This window comes from Sphingomonas canaveralia (assembly GCF_047238125.1).
GTDB lineage: Bacteria > Pseudomonadota > Alphaproteobacteria > Sphingomonadales > Sphingomonadaceae > JBDFMH01.
The window spans coordinates 1,826,532-1,840,897 of sequence record NZ_JBDFMH010000001.1 but is presented as its reverse complement, the minus strand read 5'-3'; the positions used below and the strand labels follow the sequence as shown (position 1 = coordinate 1,840,897).

General features: G+C 72.7%; 20 protein-coding genes. All 20 read left to right on the top strand.

Going from position 1 to position 14,366, the window contains the following annotated elements:
• Positions 1-111: 111 nt before the first annotated feature.
• The 20 genes from ABC347_RS09090 to ABC347_RS08995 all read left to right on the top strand — a co-directional run bounded on the left by ABC347_RS09090 (position 112) and on the right by ABC347_RS08995 (position 14,366).
• On the top strand, positions 112-651 hold the full coding sequence (locus tag ABC347_RS09090; protein WP_413245410.1) for a hypothetical protein: 540 nt from the start codon (positions 112-114) through the stop codon (positions 649-651).
• Positions 623-1,966 carry a DNA-packaging protein gene (locus ABC347_RS09085; protein WP_413245409.1) on the top strand — a complete coding sequence of 448 codons (1,344 nt, stop codon included), beginning with the start codon at positions 623-625 and terminating at the stop codon, positions 1,964-1,966. The genes ABC347_RS09090 and ABC347_RS09085 overlap by 29 nt, the downstream gene beginning before the upstream one ends.
• 50 nt (positions 1,967-2,016) lie before the next feature.
• Complete coding sequence (locus tag ABC347_RS09080) at positions 2,017-3,135, top strand: phage portal protein (protein ID WP_413245408.1); 1,119 nt, start codon at positions 2,017-2,019, stop codon at positions 3,133-3,135.
• 15 nt (positions 3,136-3,150) lie between these two features.
• Complete coding sequence (locus tag ABC347_RS09075) at positions 3,151-3,468, top strand: DUF6127 family protein (protein ID WP_413245407.1); 318 nt, start codon at positions 3,151-3,153, stop codon at positions 3,466-3,468.
• The gene (locus ABC347_RS09070; RefSeq protein ID WP_413245406.1) at positions 3,387-3,857 is read left to right on the top strand and encodes an HK97 family phage prohead protease; all 471 of its coding nucleotides are present in this window, start codon (positions 3,387-3,389) and stop codon (positions 3,855-3,857) included. Before ABC347_RS09075 ends, ABC347_RS09070 begins: the two co-directional genes overlap by 82 nt.
• 29 nt (positions 3,858-3,886) lie before the next feature.
• Positions 3,887-5,017: a phage major capsid protein gene (locus tag ABC347_RS09065; protein ID WP_413245405.1), complete on the top strand. Its 1,131-nt coding sequence runs from the start codon at positions 3,887-3,889 to the stop codon at positions 5,015-5,017.
• A 200-nt stretch (positions 5,018-5,217) separates the two neighbouring features.
• Positions 5,218-5,379, top strand: a complete 162-nt coding sequence (locus tag ABC347_RS09060) for a hypothetical protein (protein ID WP_413245404.1) — start codon at positions 5,218-5,220, stop codon at positions 5,377-5,379.
• On the top strand, positions 5,376-5,498 hold the full coding sequence (locus ABC347_RS09055; RefSeq protein WP_413245403.1) for a hypothetical protein: 123 nt from the start codon (positions 5,376-5,378) through the stop codon (positions 5,496-5,498). Before ABC347_RS09060 ends, ABC347_RS09055 begins: the two co-directional genes overlap by 4 nt.
• On the top strand, positions 5,495-6,049 hold the full coding sequence (locus ABC347_RS09050) for a head-tail connector protein (protein WP_413245402.1): 555 nt from the start codon (positions 5,495-5,497) through the stop codon (positions 6,047-6,049). The genes ABC347_RS09055 and ABC347_RS09050 overlap by 4 nt, the downstream gene beginning before the upstream one ends.
• Positions 6,046-6,363 (top strand): phage head completion protein, encoded by a 318-nt coding sequence (locus ABC347_RS09045; RefSeq protein WP_413245401.1) that lies wholly within the window; start codon positions 6,046-6,048, stop codon positions 6,361-6,363. The genes ABC347_RS09050 and ABC347_RS09045 overlap by 4 nt, the downstream gene beginning before the upstream one ends.
• Positions 6,360-6,554, top strand: a complete 195-nt coding sequence (locus ABC347_RS09040; RefSeq protein ID WP_413245400.1) for a hypothetical protein — start codon at positions 6,360-6,362, stop codon at positions 6,552-6,554. The genes ABC347_RS09045 and ABC347_RS09040 overlap by 4 nt, the downstream gene beginning before the upstream one ends.
• The gene (locus ABC347_RS09035) at positions 6,551-6,940 is read left to right on the top strand and encodes a DUF3168 domain-containing protein (protein ID WP_413245399.1); all 390 of its coding nucleotides are present in this window, start codon (positions 6,551-6,553) and stop codon (positions 6,938-6,940) included. The genes ABC347_RS09040 and ABC347_RS09035 overlap by 4 nt, the downstream gene beginning before the upstream one ends.
• A 39-nt stretch (positions 6,941-6,979) precedes the next feature.
• Positions 6,980-7,387, top strand: a complete 408-nt coding sequence (locus ABC347_RS09030) for a phage tail tube protein (RefSeq protein WP_413245398.1) — start codon at positions 6,980-6,982, stop codon at positions 7,385-7,387.
• Positions 7,380-7,694 (top strand): gene transfer agent family protein, encoded by a 315-nt coding sequence (locus tag ABC347_RS09025; RefSeq protein WP_413245397.1) that lies wholly within the window; start codon positions 7,380-7,382, stop codon positions 7,692-7,694. The genes ABC347_RS09030 and ABC347_RS09025 overlap by 8 nt, the downstream gene beginning before the upstream one ends.
• Before the next feature lie 182 nt (positions 7,695-7,876).
• Positions 7,877-8,020 carry a phage tail assembly chaperone gene (locus ABC347_RS09020; RefSeq protein ID WP_413245396.1) on the top strand — a complete coding sequence of 48 codons (144 nt, stop codon included), beginning with the start codon at positions 7,877-7,879 and terminating at the stop codon, positions 8,018-8,020.
• Positions 8,013-8,579 (top strand): tail tape measure protein, encoded by a 567-nt coding sequence (locus ABC347_RS09015; RefSeq protein ID WP_413245395.1) that lies wholly within the window; start codon positions 8,013-8,015, stop codon positions 8,577-8,579. The genes ABC347_RS09020 and ABC347_RS09015 overlap by 8 nt, the downstream gene beginning before the upstream one ends.
• 101 nt (positions 8,580-8,680) lie before the next feature.
• The gene (locus ABC347_RS09010) at positions 8,681-11,002 is read left to right on the top strand and encodes a DUF2460 domain-containing protein (protein WP_413245394.1); all 2,322 of its coding nucleotides are present in this window, start codon (positions 8,681-8,683) and stop codon (positions 11,000-11,002) included.
• Positions 10,999-11,808, top strand: a complete 810-nt coding sequence (locus ABC347_RS09005) for a DUF2163 domain-containing protein (RefSeq protein ID WP_413245393.1) — start codon at positions 10,999-11,001, stop codon at positions 11,806-11,808. Before ABC347_RS09010 ends, ABC347_RS09005 begins: the two co-directional genes overlap by 4 nt.
• Entirely contained in the window at positions 11,805-12,182 is a 378-nt protein-coding gene (locus tag ABC347_RS09000; RefSeq protein WP_413245392.1) for a peptidoglycan endopeptidase, read from the top strand. Before ABC347_RS09005 ends, ABC347_RS09000 begins: the two co-directional genes overlap by 4 nt.
• 3 nt (positions 12,183-12,185) lie before the next feature.
• Complete coding sequence (locus ABC347_RS08995) at positions 12,186-14,366, top strand: GTA baseplate fiber-binding domain-containing protein (RefSeq protein WP_413245391.1); 2,181 nt, start codon at positions 12,186-12,188, stop codon at positions 14,364-14,366.

The following is a 14,366-nucleotide window of genomic DNA, read 5'->3' as shown; positions in this document are numbered from 1 at the left end:
GTGCTTGACAGCGGCACGCTGTTCTGGCACATAACAGGAACGCTTAAGAATTGCGACCGGGGCCGGGGCGGGTGACGCTTTCCGGCCCTTATCTTTTCCGGGGAGGGGGCGATGGCCAGAGCGGTGACGCAGGTGCGGACGGCCGGGGGCAAGCGCCCGCAGCTGCGCAAGCAAACGCGCGAGCAGTGGAACAAGCGCAAGCAGGAGCGCTTCCTGGCCGAGCTGGCGGCGACCTGCAACGTGGCGGCATCGTGCCGCGCGGTGAAGATGAGCGACCAGAGCGTGTATCGGCTGCGCCAGCGTTCGCCGGAATTCCGCGCCGGCTGGGAAGCGGCGTTGTGCGAAGGCTATGCCCGGCTGGAAATGATGATGCTGGAGCGGATGCTGAACGGCACCGTGAAGCCGGTCTTCCACGGCGGCAAGCAGGTGGGCGAGGTGACCGAATATCCGAACGCGGTGGCGCTGCAGCTGATGCGCCAGCATGCGCCGACGGTGCGCGCGGCCAGCCAGCCGGTGAGCGACGAAGAGGCGGCGGCGATGCGCGCCGAATTGGCCGCGCGGCTGGACGAGATGGCGGCGCGGCTGGCAGCGACGGCGGACGGCGGCGGGCAGGACGACGGCGATGCGGACGGTGCCGATGCCGGGGCCTGAGCGGGCGCGATCGCAGGCCGAGCTGCTGGCCGCGCAGGGTCGCGGGTCGATCCGCGCGATGCTCGCCGGGATCGACCCGAAGACGCTGACGCATCTGATGCACAGCTGGGATTTCTGGGCGCGACCGGAACAACGCGCGCCGGGCGGCGCGTGGCGGACGTGGCTGGTGATGGCGGGGCGCGGGTTCGGGAAGACCCGCGCCGGCGCGGAATGGGTGCGCGAGCGCGCCGAGCGCAGCGGCCAGCTGCGGATCGCGCTGGTGGGGGCGACCTTCGCCGAGGCACGCAGCGTGATGGTGGAAGGGGAAAGCGGGCTGCTGGCGATCGCGCCGGATGCGATGCGGCCCGAATGGGAGCCTTCGCTGCGCCGGCTGCGCTGGCCGGGCGGCGCGCAGGCGTTCGTCTATTCGGCGGCCGAGCCGGACAGTCTGCGCGGGCCGCAGCATCACCTGGCCTGGGCGGACGAGATCGCCAAATGGCCGGCGGGCGAGGCGGCGTGGGACAATCTGGCGATGGGGATGCGGCTGGGTGCCGCCCCCCGGATCGTGGCGACGACGACGCCGCGCCCGGTGCCGCTGGTTAGGCGGCTGGCGGCTGGCGGCGAGCGGATCGCGATCACGAAAGGATCGACCGAGGCCAACCGCGCGGGGCTTTCGCCCGATTTCATCGCGGCGATGCGCGAGGCTTATGGCGGCACGATGCTGGGCCGGCAGGAACTGAACGGCGAGCTGATCGCCGAGCCCGAAGGCGCGCTGTGGACGCGGGCGATCCTGGAACGGCAGCGGGTGGCGAGCGCGCCGGTGCTGCGCCGGGTAGTGGTTGCAGTCGACCCGCCGGCGGGCAGCGGGCCGCGATCGGATGCGTGCGGGATCGTGAGCGTGGGGCTGGGCCGCGACGGGCTGGCCTATGTGCTGGAGGATGCGAGCGTGGCCGGGCTTTCGCCCGAGGGCTGGGCGGCTGCGGTAGCGGCGGTGGCGGGGCGGACCGCGGCCGATCTCGTGATCGCCGAGGCGAACCAGGGCGGGGCGATGGTGCGCACCGTGCTGCGGCTGGGCGGCACGCCGCTGCCGGTGCGGCTGGTGCACGCCGCCCACGGCAAGGCGGTGCGGGCCGAGCCGGTGGCGATGCTCTACGCGCAGGGGCGGGTGTGGCACGCCGGCGGCTTCCCCGCGCTGGAGGACGAGCTGTGCGGGCTGACGGCCGACGGCTGCTATGAAGGCCCGGGGCGATCGCCCGACCGCGCCGACGCGCTGGTGTGGGCGGTGAGCGAGCTGATGCTGGCGGGCGCCGGCGAGCCGGGGGTGCGGGGGTTGTAGCGCGGGTGATTCTCCCCGGCACGGGAAGGATTTCAAGATTGGAGATCGACATGAAATGGTTCGGGTGGAAATCCGGGCGGGGCGAGGCGCGTCCCGCGTTGATGCGATCCGCGTTCGGTTATGTCGGCGTGGCAAGCCCGCCGGCATCCTATGAGCAGCAGGTGCGGGCGGCCTATCTGGGCAATGCCATCGCCCAGCGCGCGGTGCGGATCGTGGCCGAGGGCTGCGCGGGCGTGGCGCTGACCGGCGACGAGCAGGTGCGCGCGCTGATCGCCGCCACCAGCGGCGGCCAGGCGCTGATCGAGACGGTGGCGATGCAGCTGCTGCTGCACGGCAACGCCTATGTGCAGATCGGTTGTGATGCCGACGGCCTGCCTGCCGAGCTCTATGCGCTGCGCCCCGAGCGGGTGGAGGTGGAGCCCGATGCGCGCGGCTGGCCGGTGGCCTATCGCTATCGCGCCGGCGAGGCGGTGACGCGGATCGCGGGGCAGGACGGCGCGGGCCGGGCCGGGCTGGTGCATATCCGCAGCGCGCATCCGCTGGACGATCATTACGGGCTGGGCTGCCTGGGGGCGGCGGCAGGCGCGATCGCGATCCACAACGCCGCGCAGGCCTGGAACAAGGCGCTGCTGGACAATGCGGCGCGGCCATCGGGCGCGCTGGTCTATGATCCGGGCGAGCCGGGTGCGGCGCTGAGCCCGGACCAGTTCGACCGCCTGCGCGCCGAGATGGAGGCGAGCTTTGCTGGTGCCGGCAATGCCGGGCGACCGATGCTGCTGGAAGGGGGCCTGCGCTGGCAGCCGATCAGCCTGACCCCGGCCGAGCTGGACTTCGTGGGCGCCAAGGCATCGGCCGCGCGCGAGATCGCGCTGGCGTTCGGCGTGCCGCCGCTGCTGCTGGGGCTGCCGGGCGACAATACCCACGCGAACTATGCCGAGGCGAATCGCGCGCTGTGGCGATCGACGATCCTGCCGCTGACGCAGCGGATCACGGGCGCGATCGGCGAGGGGCTGGCGGGCTGGTGGCCGGAGGCGCGGATCGCGGTGGACCTGGACGCGGTGCCCGCGCTGGCGGCCGAGCGGGCGATGCTGTGGGGCCAGGTGGCGGCCGCCGATTTCCTGACCCGCGACGAGAAGCGGGCGATGGTGGGATTGGCGGCCGAGGGGTGACGGACGGAGGAAGCGATGGATCAGGCGGATGCGCTGATGCTGGCGCGGCTGATCGCGCAGGCGGAGGCCGAGGGGGCCGGGCTGGTGACGCTGCGCGCGCTGGTGGAGGAAGCCAGCGATGCGGGTGCTGCGCGCGCGCTGGACCGGCTGGGGCTGAACGATGCCCGCGCGCGCGCCGACATGGCCGAACTGCGCGAGCTGCTGGGGGCGTGGCGCGACGCGAAGTCATCGGTATTCAGGGAGATGCTTTCATGGATGGTGCGGATCAGCCTCGCGCTGCTGGTGGCGGGGCTTGCGTTGCGATCGGGGCTGGCGGAGCGGCTGCTGGGCTGAGGTTCGCCGGCTATGCCGCGCTGTTCGACCGGATCGACCGGGGCGGCGATATCGTGCGGCCGGGCGCGTTCGCCCGCGCGATCGCGGAGGGGCGGGCGGTGCCGCTGCTGTGGCAGCATGATCCGGCACGGCCGATCGGCACGATCGAGCGGATCGCCGAGGATGGGCGCGGCCTGCGCGTGATCGGGCGGATCACGGGGGCGAGCCGGACCGCGCGCGAGGCGGCGGCGATGCTGCGCGAGGGTGCCGTGGATGGGCTGTCGTTCGGTTACCGGGTGCGCGCGGCCAAGCAAAGAACAAATCGTGAACTGACGGATCTCGACTTGGTCGAGGTCTCGCTGGTGACGCTGCCGATGCAGCCGCGCGCGCGAGTGCACGCGCTGGACTGACTTTTCCAATCAACGACCGGAGGGTGAGCATGTACGAGACGAAAGCGGATGCGCTGGAGGCGAGCTTCGATGCCGTCGCGCAGGCGGAGCAGATCGAAGGGGTGCGCGCCGAAGTGGCGGCACTTCGGGCCCGGATCGACCAGGCGGCGATCATCGCCGGGCGGCCCGCGCTGAGCGGCGCGAAGGCGGACGATCGCCCGCAGACGCGCGCCTTCGTCGACCGTTATCTGCGCGCCGGGCAGGACAGCGGGATCGAGGTGAAGGCGGTGGCGGGCACCACCGATGCGGCCGGCGGCTTCGCGCTGCCCGAGGAGATTGATGCGCGCATCGACCGCACGCTGAAGGCGGCATCGCCGATCCGCCGGATCGCCAACGTGGTGCAGGTGGGCAGCGCCGCCTATCGCCGGCTGGTGACGACGGGCGGGGTGGCATCGGGCTGGGCGGCCGAGGGCGCGGCGCGGCCCGAGACATCGACCCCGACCTTCGGCGAGGTATCGCCGCCGATGGGCGACCTGTTCGCCAATCCGGCCGCCACCCAGGCGATGCTGGACGACGCGCAGTTCGACCTGGAAGGCTGGCTGGCCGAGGAAGTGGCGGCCGAATTCGCCCGCGCCGAGGGGCAGGCGTTCGTGACCGGATCGGGCATCAACCGGCCCAAGGGCTTCCTGACCTATCCGACCGGCACCGCCGGCGATGCCACGCGGCCGTTCGGCACGCTGCAGCATCTGGCGAGCGGGGCGGCGGGCGCATTCGGCAGCAACCCTGAGAACCGGCTGATCGATCTCGTGCAGCTGCTGCGCTCGCCCTATCGCCAGGGGGCGTGCTTCGTGATGAATTCGGCGACGCTGGCGACGATCCGCAAGTTCAAGACCGCGGACGGCGCGTTCCTGTGGCAGCCGGGGCTGGTGAGCGGGCAGCCCGATACGCTGCTGGGCTATCCGGTGGTGGAAGCCGAGGACATGCCCGACATCGCCGCCGACGCATTGGCGATCGCGTTCGGCAACTTCCGCACCGGTTATCTGATCACCGAGCGCCACGCCACGCAGGTGCTGCGCGATCCCTATTCGAACAAGCCGTTCGTGCATTTCTACAGCACCAAGCGGATCGGCGGTGCGGTGGCCAATTCCGAGGCAATCAAGCTGATGAAGTTCAGCGTTTAATCCCGGCTCACACCGGGAAGCCGCACCGGCCCGCACCCCCGCCGACCTCCCAAAGTTTACTGTGGAGATCGGCCGGGCGCGCGGGCCGGTGCGGCCGCCAAGTTCCGGCGGGCCGAGGCCGCGCCGGGAGGCGTTCGGGCGGGCTTCCCCTTTGCCCGCCCGGGCGCCTGACTTTTCACCGAACAGCGATGGAGCGGGCGATGGCCGGCTTGGAGAAGGACGCCCGCGCCGTGATCGGCTGGGCGATCGACTGGGGTGCGCGCGGCCGGGGGCGGCGCGTGATCGACTGCCAGTGGCGGGTGGCGCCCGACGAGCCCGGTGGGCTGGATGTGCCCGCCAGGGAATCGAAGGATCGGCCGTGAGCGCGCTGATCGGCGGCGGGCGGCCGGGGGCGAACTACCGGATCGAGGCGCGGGCGCGGATGAGCGACGGCGCGATCGTGGCGCGCGCGATCGGCGTGACGGTGGGAGCGGCGGCATGATCGCGGGCGAGCCGGCGGCGCTGCCGGAGGCTGCGATTGCGGCACTGCGCGATCATCTGCGGATCGAGCCCGGGCAGGACGATGCGGCGCTGGACGCGCTGATGCTGTCTGCGCTGGCCTTGTGCGAACGCTTCACGGGGCAGGTGGCGATCGCGCGCGAGCTGCAGGAGACGATTCCGGCGCGGCGTGACTGGCGGCGGCTGACGCCGCTGCCGGTGCGCGCGATCACGGGCGTATCTGGGCTGCCGGCCGAGGGCGCGGCGTTCGCGCTCGACGCCGATGCCTATGCGATCGACATCGATGCCGAGGGGCAGGGCTGGGTGCGGGTGACGCGGCCGGGCAGTGCCGGGCGCGCGATCGTGACGCTGACGGCGGGCCTTGCCGACGCGTGGGCCGGGCTGCCGGCGCCGATCCGGCAGGGTGTGATCCGGCTGGCGGCGCATCTTTACGCGCATCGCGACGATGCCGACGATCCCGGCCCGCCCGCGGCGGTGGCGGCGCTGTGGCGGCCGTGGCGGCGGTTGCGGCTGGGCATGGGGGTAAGGCCATGAGCGAAGTGGCGGGGCGGCTGCGCGAACGGGTGACGTTGAGCCGGATCGAGCCCGCGCGCGACGCGCTGGGCGGGGCGGGCGGATGGGAAACGATCGGCGCGGCCTGGGCGGGGTTCGCGCCGGCCGGGCGGAGCGCTGCGATCGTGGCGGACCGGGCGGCGGGCGGCGCGCGCTGGGCGGTGACGCTGCGGCCGCGCGACATCCTGGTGGGCGACCGGATCCTGCGCGGCGAAACGCTGCTGCGCGTGACCGCGGTGGTGCGCGATCCCGCGACGCCGGACCGGATCGTGCTGCAGGCGGAGGAACTGGCATGACGCGGATCGAGAGGGCGGCGGGCAAGGCGGTTGCGCGCGCGATCGCCGGGCTGGCGGCGGCGGCGCGCGACGAGCTGCCCGGCGATATCGCGGTGAGCACCGAGCCCGGGCGGCTGGTGCTGACCGGAAAGCGGCTGGCGCGGCGGATGCTGGACGATGCGCGGCTGCGCGCGATCGGACTGCGGCGGTGATCGCGGGGGTTCAGGCAGCGCTGGTGGCAGCGCTCAAGGCGGAACCGGAAATCGTGAGCCTGCGGGCGGGCGTGTTCGACGGGCCGCCGCCGGGCGCGCGCTATCCCTATCTGGCGATCGCCGAGACGGCGGCGGCGGGGTGGGGTGCCAAGGGGCTGCCCGGGCGCGAGCTGCGGCTGGCAGTGACGGCGTGGGACGATGCCGGGCCGGCGCGGCTGCACGCGCTGATGGCGGCGGCCGAGCGCGGCATCGAGGCGATCGCGCGCGAGGGGGCGGGCTGGCGGATCGCGAGCCTGGCCTTCCTGCGCAGCCGGGTGGTGCGCGACGCTGACGGGCCGTGGGCCGGGCTGGTGGAATATCGGGTGCGGGTGGTGGCGACCGAATGAGGCCGTCGGCTCTGCACAGTCGCGAAGACGGAGGGACATATGGCAGTAGAGAAGGGATCGGCGTTCCTGCTGAAGATCGGCGACGGGGCGGCGCCGCCGGTGTTCGCCACGGTGGCGGGAATGCGGACGACGCAGATGTCGATCAACGGGCAGGCGGTGGCGATCACGCACAAGGGATCGGGCGGGTGGCGCGAGCTGCTGTCCGGCGCGGGGGTGCGATCGGTATCGGTGGCGGCGGCGGGGATCTTCACCGGATCGGCGGCGGAGAGCCGGTTGCGCGCCAACGCGCTGGCCGGGCTGATCGACGAATATGAGCTGAGCTTCGAGAGCGGCGAGCGGATGCGCGGGCGCTTCCTGGTGACGCGGCTGGACTATGCCGGCGATCATGACGGTGAGCGGGGCTACACGCTGGCGCTGGAAAGCTCGGGCGCGGTGGCCAGTGTCTGAGGGCGCGAACCCCGCGCGGGGCGAGGCCGCGCTGGCGATCGCGGGCGAGACGCTGGTGCTGCGGCCGAGCTTCGCCGCGCTGGTGGCGGCGGAGCAGGAACTGGGGCCGCTGTTCGCGCTGGTCGAGCGGGCTGCGGCGGGCGAGCTGCGGCTGGCGGAACTGGCGGGGCTGTTCTGGCACTGCCTGCGCGACCGGCCTGACGGGCTGACGCGGAACGCGTTCGGCGAGGCGATTGTGGCGGGCGGACTGGCGCGGGCGACGCCGGCGCTGCGCGGGTTGCTGAGCCAGATCTTGCAGGGACGGTGATGGGCGGGGGTAATCCTCCCCTGCAAGGGGAGGGGGACCGCGCGCAGCGGGGTGGAGGGGTGGCCGCGAGCGAGGCGCTTGCCGGGAGTACCCCTCCACCGTCCTTCGGACAGTCCCTCTTTCCCTCCGGGGAAGGATCTTTCTCGGGCTCCGCCGCTCGCCTCGCCGGGCAGGCGGGGGTGTTGCTGGGGTGGTCGCCGGATGTGTTCTGGGCGGCGACGCCGGCGGAGCTGGCCGGCGTGCTCGGCGCGCTTGCAGGGGAGGCGCCGGCGGTAGCCGGGGCGGACGAGCTGCGGCGCCTGATGGAGATGTATCCCGATGGATGACGAGATCGAGCGGCTAGTGGTGAGCGTGCGCGCCGACACCACCGGCTTCGCGCGCGACGTAGGCGCGATGCGCGAGACTTTGGGCGGATCGCTGGGGCGGGCGGCGGATGCCGCGGGCGATGCGATCGAGCGCGGGCTGGGGCGCGCGATCCGATCGGGCAAGTTCGGGTTCGACGATCTGCGACGCGTGGCGCTGTCCACGCTGGCGGAGATCGCGCAGGCGGCGGTGACGGCGGGTATCGGATCGCTGTTCGGCCGGAGCGGCGGCGGCGGGGGGCTGGGCGCGATCGCGAGTGGGCTGATCGGCGCGCTGGGGCTGCCGGGGCGGGCGACCGGCGGGCCGGTGGCGCCGGGCCGCGCCTATCTAGTGGGCGAGCGCGGGCCGGAGCTGTTCGTGCCAACCGCGAGCGGACGGATCGAGACGGGTAGTGGCGGCGCGCGCGAGGTACGCGTGTCGATCGCGATCGATGCGCGTGGCGGCGATGCGCCGGCGGCGCTGGCGCGATCATCACGGCAGGTGGCGCGCGCGGTGCGCACCGCGATCGAGGGGGCGGACTGAGCTTCGTCATCCCGGCCCAAGCCGGGAACCAGGGTCACGAACGGTGCCGCCTGGGGCTCTGGATTCCGGCTTTCGCCGGGATGACGATAGGGGATCATCTCATGGCTTATCGACTGGCCGAGGCGGGGGACCGCCTGGTGACGACGCACGTCAAGCGGTTCGACGCGCGGTTCTGGACGGTGGATTTCGCGCGGCCGATGATGGCGGCGGTGGTGACGACCGCGCCCGATGCGCTGCGGGTGGACGCGGTGTTCTACCAGGCGGACGATCTGGCCGGGCTGATCTGGGAGGCCGAGGACCGGCACGACCATCCGCTGCTGGCTTATGACACCGATCGCGATTTCCGCGGCTGCCGGCTGTCCTTCCGCTGGCGATCGGACGGTATCCGCGCCCTCGACGCGATCAACGGGCCGACGCTGACGATCGAGGGGCGCGATGCCACCGGCAACCCGCGCGCCTGGTATGTGCGGTTGTGGAACTATGCCGCGGGCGACCCGGACGATGCCGTCATCACGCTCGATTTCGACGCGCTGGACGGCGGCTTCCTGCTGCCGGGCGAGGCCGACCGGGTGTGGGCGGGCGATATCGACCGGATGTTCGTCTCGCTGATTGCGCCGGGCTATACCGGGGTGGCGATGCCGCTGGCCGCGCCGGCCGAAGGCTGGGTGGAGCTGAGCGCGATCGCTTGCGACGGACCGCGATCGGTGCTGGCGATCGGCGATGCGATGGTGCCGGCGCACGGGCTGCGCATCGCGACCGGTTATGACGACTGCTATCATCTGACGCCGGCGCGGGTGATGCGGATGATCCTGGCGCTCGGCTATCGCGGCATCATCAACCATTATGTCGGGATGAGCCATTATTTCCGCCTCGAGCGGGTGGGCGATGCCTGGCAGGCGGGGCTGGATGGCGGCGCGCTCAATCGGCCGGCGGCGGCCTGGCACGAAGGCTTCGCGGCGCTCTGCCATGAGCTCGACTATCGGCTGATCCTGTCGCTGAGCTACGAACTGTTCGACGCGCATGCGCCCGAAGGCTGGAAACAGCGCGCGGCGGATGGCGCGCCGGCATTGACCGGGTGGGTACCGCCGTCGACGCTGCTTTCCCCGGCGAGCCCGGCGGCGATGGCCTATCTGCAGGCGGTTGCGCGGGCGTTCGTGGCCATCGCGGTGGCGGCGGGACTGGAGCCCATCTTCCAGATTGGCGAGCCATGGTGGTGGCTGATGCCCGACGGGCGGCCATGCCTGTACGACGCGGCCGCGCGGGCGGCGTTCGGCGGCGATCCGCCCGAGATCGCGAGCGTGCGCGGGCCGCTTTCAACCGCCGAGATCGCGCTGCTGGACCAGGCGGGCGCGTTGCTGGCGACATCGACCGCAGCCCTGCGCGATGCTGCCTGGGCGGAGGCGCCGGGCTGCACCGTGGCGCTGCTCGTCTATCTGCCGACCGTGTTGGATGCGGCCGCGCCAGAGCTGCGCCGCGCCAACGTGCCGACCGGCTGGGCGAGCCCGGCCTACGACATCCTGCAGCTCGAGGATTATGACTGGGTGACTGAGGGGCGGGCGGGGGCGACCGCGCGCGGGATCGCCGCGGCGACCGTGCGACTGGGCTATCCGGTGGCCGAGCAGCATTATTTCGCGGGCTTCATCCTCAATCGCGAGGCGGCACCCTTGTGGACGCGGATCGAGGACGTGGCGGCGGCGGGCCGCGCGCGGGGCAGCGCGGAGACCTTCGTGTGGGCGCTGCCGCAGGTGGCGCGCGACGGTTTCACCCATTTCGAGACCGGGGAGACGGCGGTGCAGGCATTCGACGATGTGAGCTTCCCGATCGCGATCGGCGCGCGGGCGACCGTGGAGCCGGGTTTCTCGACCGCGGTGGTGACGAGCGCGGGCGGGCACGAGCAGCGCAATGCCGACTGGGCCAGCGCGCGGCTGCGCTTCGATGCCGGGCCGGGGGTGCGATCGGAGGCCGATATCGGCACGCTGATCGGCTTCTTCCGGGCGCGGATGGGCGCGGCGCGGGGGTTCCGCTTCCGCGATCCGTTCGACGACAGTTCGAGCGGGATGACAGGCGCGCCGGGGCCGTTCGACCAGCATCTGGGCATGGGCGACGGGGCGCGGACCCGGTTCGCGCTGGCGAAGCGCTACGGCGCGGGGGACGTGCCGGCGCGCGCGATCACGCGACCGGTGGCGTTGAGCGTGCGGATCGCGGTCGGCGGGATCGAGCGGCTGACCGGCTGGACGGTCGAGCCGGGCGGGGCGATCGAATTCGAAAGTCCGCCGGCTGCGGGCGCGGCGGTGACGGCAGGCTACCGGTTCGACGTGCCGGTGCGTTTCGCCGAGGACCGGCTGGAGATCGCACGCACGAGCTGGGCGGCGGGCGAGGCGGTTTCCGTGCCGCTGATCGAGATCCGGGAGGCAGGCGCGTGACCGCGTTCCTGGATCCGGCGCTGACGACGATCGCGCTGTGCTGGCGGATCGCGCGCGGCGACGGCGTGGCGCTGGGCTTCACCACTCATGATCGCGACCTGACGATCGACGGGCTGGACTATCGCGCGACGCCGGGAATCGCGCCGTCGGCCATCGCGCTTTCGGACGGGTTCGAGGTGGATACGCTGGACGTGGCCGGCGCGCTGACCGCGGACGCGATCACCGCGGACGACCTGATGGCGGGGCGCTGGGACGGCGCCGACGTGCGGCTGTTCGCGATCGACTGGACCGATCCCGCAGGCGAACGGCTGGCGCTGGCGCGCGGACGGCTGGGGGCGGTGAGCCAGACCGATCTCGGCTTTACCGCCGAGCTGCGCGGGCCGACCGCGCAGCTGGAGCGCGCGGTGGTGGAGACGACATCGCCCGATTGCCGGGCGGAGCTGGGCGATAGGCGCTGCCGGGTCGACATGGCCGGGCGCGTGCGGATCGCGCGGGTGATCGCCTTAGAAAGCGAGACGCTGGTGATCGATCGCAGCGAGCCGGTGGCGGGAGTCTATGCCTGCGGACGGCTGCGCTGGATCGACGGGCGGGCGAGCGGGATCGCCGAGCCGATCGCGGCATCGGACGGCGACCGCATCTTGCTGCGTACGCTGCCGCCGGCGGATGCGGTGGGCGCGCGGATCGAGATCAGCGAGGGGTGCGACAAGCTGATCGGCACCTGCGCGGCACGGTTCGGCAATGCGGCGAACTTTCGCGGTGAGCCGCATCTGCCGGGCAATGATCTGCTGACGCGGTATCCATCATGATTGGAGTGGCCGAACGGGCGGGCATGCTGGTGGGGACCAGATTCCGCCCCGGCGGGCGCGACCCCGCGCATGGGCTGGACTGCGTGGGGCTGGCGGCGGCGGCTTGCGGCGTAGAGATGGTGCGGGCCTGGGGGCGGAGCGGGCCGATCGAGCCGATCGCGGCTGCGATGGCGGCGGCCGGGCTGCGCGCGATCGATCTGGCGGCGGCGGGCGCGGGCGATGTGCTGCTGGTGCGGGCGGGAGCGCGGCACTGGCATCTGATCGTGCGCACCGAGAGCGGCTTCATCCATGCCGATGCGCTGCTGGGGCGGGTGACGGCGGTGCCCGGGCCGGTGCCGTGGCCGATCGCGGGCGCATGGCGCAAGGGAGAGTGAGCGATGGCGACGCTGGTGTTGCAGACCGTCGGCACGCTGGTGGGCGGGCCGATCGGCGGGGCGCTGGGGGCGCTGCTCGGCAGCGGGATCGATGCACGGCTGCTGGCCCCGAAAGGCCGGCAGGGGCCGCGGCTGGGCGACCTGAAGGTGCAGAGCTCGTCCTATGGCAGCGCGATCCCCAAGCTGTTCGGCACGATGCGCGTGGCCGGTACGATCGTGTGGGCGAGCGACCTGATCGAGACGCGCAGCCGGCAGGGCGGCGGGAAGGGGCGGCCGGCGACGACGAGCTACAGCTATGCGGCCTCGTTCGCGGTCGCGCTGTCCGCCCGTCCGATCCTGGCGATCGGGCGGGTGTGGGCGGACGGCAAGCTGCTGCGCGGGAGCGCCGGGGACTGGAAGACGCCGGTGACGTTCCGGCTGCATCCGGGCGGCGAGGACCAGGCAGTCGATCCGCTGATCGCGGCGGCGGAGGGCGTTGAGACGCCGGCCTATCGCGGGACGGCGCTGGCGGTGTTCGAGGCGTTGCCGCTGGCCGACTATGGCAACCGCATCCCCCAGCTGAGCTTCGAGGTCATCGCCGACCCGGGACCGGTGCGGGCGGGGCTGATTGCCGAGGCGCTGAGCGCGGGCGCGGTGACAGGCGGGGGCGGCGCGCTGCTGGATGGTTATGCCGCGAGTGGGGACAGCGTGCGCGGCGCGCTGGAGGCGATCGACCGGGCCGCCCCGATCCGGATCCGCGACGATGGCGCCGTGCTGCGGATCGTGGCGGACAGCGTGCCGCTGACGATCGACCCGGCCGAACTTGGCGCGCGGAGCGATGCTGCTGCCGGCCGGCGCATCATCGAGCGAAGCGCGCAAGGCGCGCTGCCCGACGAGCTGGCGATCGTGCATCATGACCCGGCCCGTGATCATCTGGCCGGTCAGCAGCGCGCGCGGCGCGGATCGGTTGGCGGGCAGGCCGAGCTGATCGAATTGCCGGCCGCGATCGCGGCGGCGGATGCCAAGGTGCTGGCCGAACAGGCGCTGGCGGCGCGTTGGGCCGAGCGGCGGCGCGCGACGATCCGCCTACCCTGGCGGCGGCTGGCGGTGCGACCCGGTGACCGCATCCACGATCCGCTATTGGGTGAGATGGCGGTGCGCAGCATGAGCATCGAGCGCGGTGCGATCGAGCTAGGACTGAGCGGCATCGCGGGCGCGCAGGCGGGCGCCGCGACCAGCCCGGGTCGGGTGACCGCAGAAGCGGATCTGCCGCACGGGCCGACGACACTCGTGCTTCTGGACCTGCCGCCTATCGATGGCGTCGACCCGGCGCAGCCCATGATGTGGGCGGCGGCGGGCGGCGGACCGGGCTGGCGGCGGGCCACGCTGATGCTGTCGCTGGACGGCGGCACAGGCTTCGCGCCGGCCGGACGGACCGCGGCGCCGGCGCGGATTGGCATTGCCGAAACCATGCTGGGTACCGGGACGGCGCTGATGATCGACGATATTGCCAGTGTCGATATCGCCCTGCTTCATGACGGGCTTTGGCTCGAGGGTTGCGACGACGACGCGCTGATCGCGGGCGCGAACGCTGCGATGCTCGGCGGAGAGCTCATCCAGTTCGGCCGCGCCCAGCCGCTGGGCGGCGGACGGTTCCGGCTTTCGCGGCTGTTGCGCGGGCGGCGCGGCACCGAGGCCGCAATCGTGGGGCACGGCCCGGGGGAGAGGTTCGTGTTGATCGAGCCCGAGACGCTGACGCCGATCATCGTGCCGCGTGAGGCGCTGGGGACGATGGCGACGGTGCTGGCGATCGGGGCCGGCGACCTCGCCGACGGCGTGACGACGACCATTCGGGCGGCTGGACGAGCGCTGCTGCCGCCCGCGCCCGTCCATCTCGAAGCCCAGGCGGACGGCGGCGACGTCCTGATCGGCTGGACGCGGCGATCGCGCAGCGGATGGTCTTGGGTCGACGGGACTGATGCACCGGTTGGCGAGGAGGCCGAGCGCTATCGCCTGACGGTGACGCCGGCAGGCGGCGCGAGCCGGACGGTGACGACCGATACGGCCAGCTGGCGCTATCCGGCGGCGCTGCGGAGCGAAGATGGCGGCGATGCGCGCCGGCTGACGATCTCCGTGGCGATGCTGGGGGCGTTCGGCGCTTCCGCCGAGCCCGCGATACGGCACTTCGATCTGACGGGAGACTGA

Coding starts and splice junctions, on each gene's coding strand:
- ABC347_RS09090 (WP_413245410.1), top strand. CDS start 112: ATGGCCAGAGCGGTGACGCAGGTGCGGACGGCCGGGGGCAAGCGCCCG.
- ABC347_RS09085 (WP_413245409.1), top strand. CDS start 623: ATGCGGACGGTGCCGATGCCGGGGCCTGAGCGGGCGCGATCGCAGGCC.
- ABC347_RS09080 (WP_413245408.1), top strand. CDS start 2,017: ATGAAATGGTTCGGGTGGAAATCCGGGCGGGGCGAGGCGCGTCCCGCG.
- ABC347_RS09075 (WP_413245407.1), top strand. CDS start 3,151: ATGGATCAGGCGGATGCGCTGATGCTGGCGCGGCTGATCGCGCAGGCG.
- ABC347_RS09070 (WP_413245406.1), top strand. CDS start 3,387: ATGGATGGTGCGGATCAGCCTCGCGCTGCTGGTGGCGGGGCTTGCGTT.
- ABC347_RS09065 (WP_413245405.1), top strand. CDS start 3,887: ATGTACGAGACGAAAGCGGATGCGCTGGAGGCGAGCTTCGATGCCGTC.
- ABC347_RS09060 (WP_413245404.1), top strand. CDS start 5,218: ATGGCCGGCTTGGAGAAGGACGCCCGCGCCGTGATCGGCTGGGCGATC.
- ABC347_RS09050 (WP_413245402.1), top strand. CDS start 5,495: ATGATCGCGGGCGAGCCGGCGGCGCTGCCGGAGGCTGCGATTGCGGCA.
- ABC347_RS09045 (WP_413245401.1), top strand. CDS start 6,046: ATGAGCGAAGTGGCGGGGCGGCTGCGCGAACGGGTGACGTTGAGCCGG.
- ABC347_RS09040 (WP_413245400.1), top strand. CDS start 6,360: ATGACGCGGATCGAGAGGGCGGCGGGCAAGGCGGTTGCGCGCGCGATC.
- ABC347_RS09030 (WP_413245398.1), top strand. CDS start 6,980: ATGGCAGTAGAGAAGGGATCGGCGTTCCTGCTGAAGATCGGCGACGGG.
- ABC347_RS09015 (WP_413245395.1), top strand. CDS start 8,013: ATGGATGACGAGATCGAGCGGCTAGTGGTGAGCGTGCGCGCCGACACC.
- ABC347_RS09010 (WP_413245394.1), top strand. CDS start 8,681: ATGGCTTATCGACTGGCCGAGGCGGGGGACCGCCTGGTGACGACGCAC.
- ABC347_RS09000 (WP_413245392.1), top strand. CDS start 11,805: ATGATTGGAGTGGCCGAACGGGCGGGCATGCTGGTGGGGACCAGATTC.
- ABC347_RS08995 (WP_413245391.1), top strand. CDS start 12,186: ATGGCGACGCTGGTGTTGCAGACCGTCGGCACGCTGGTGGGCGGGCCG.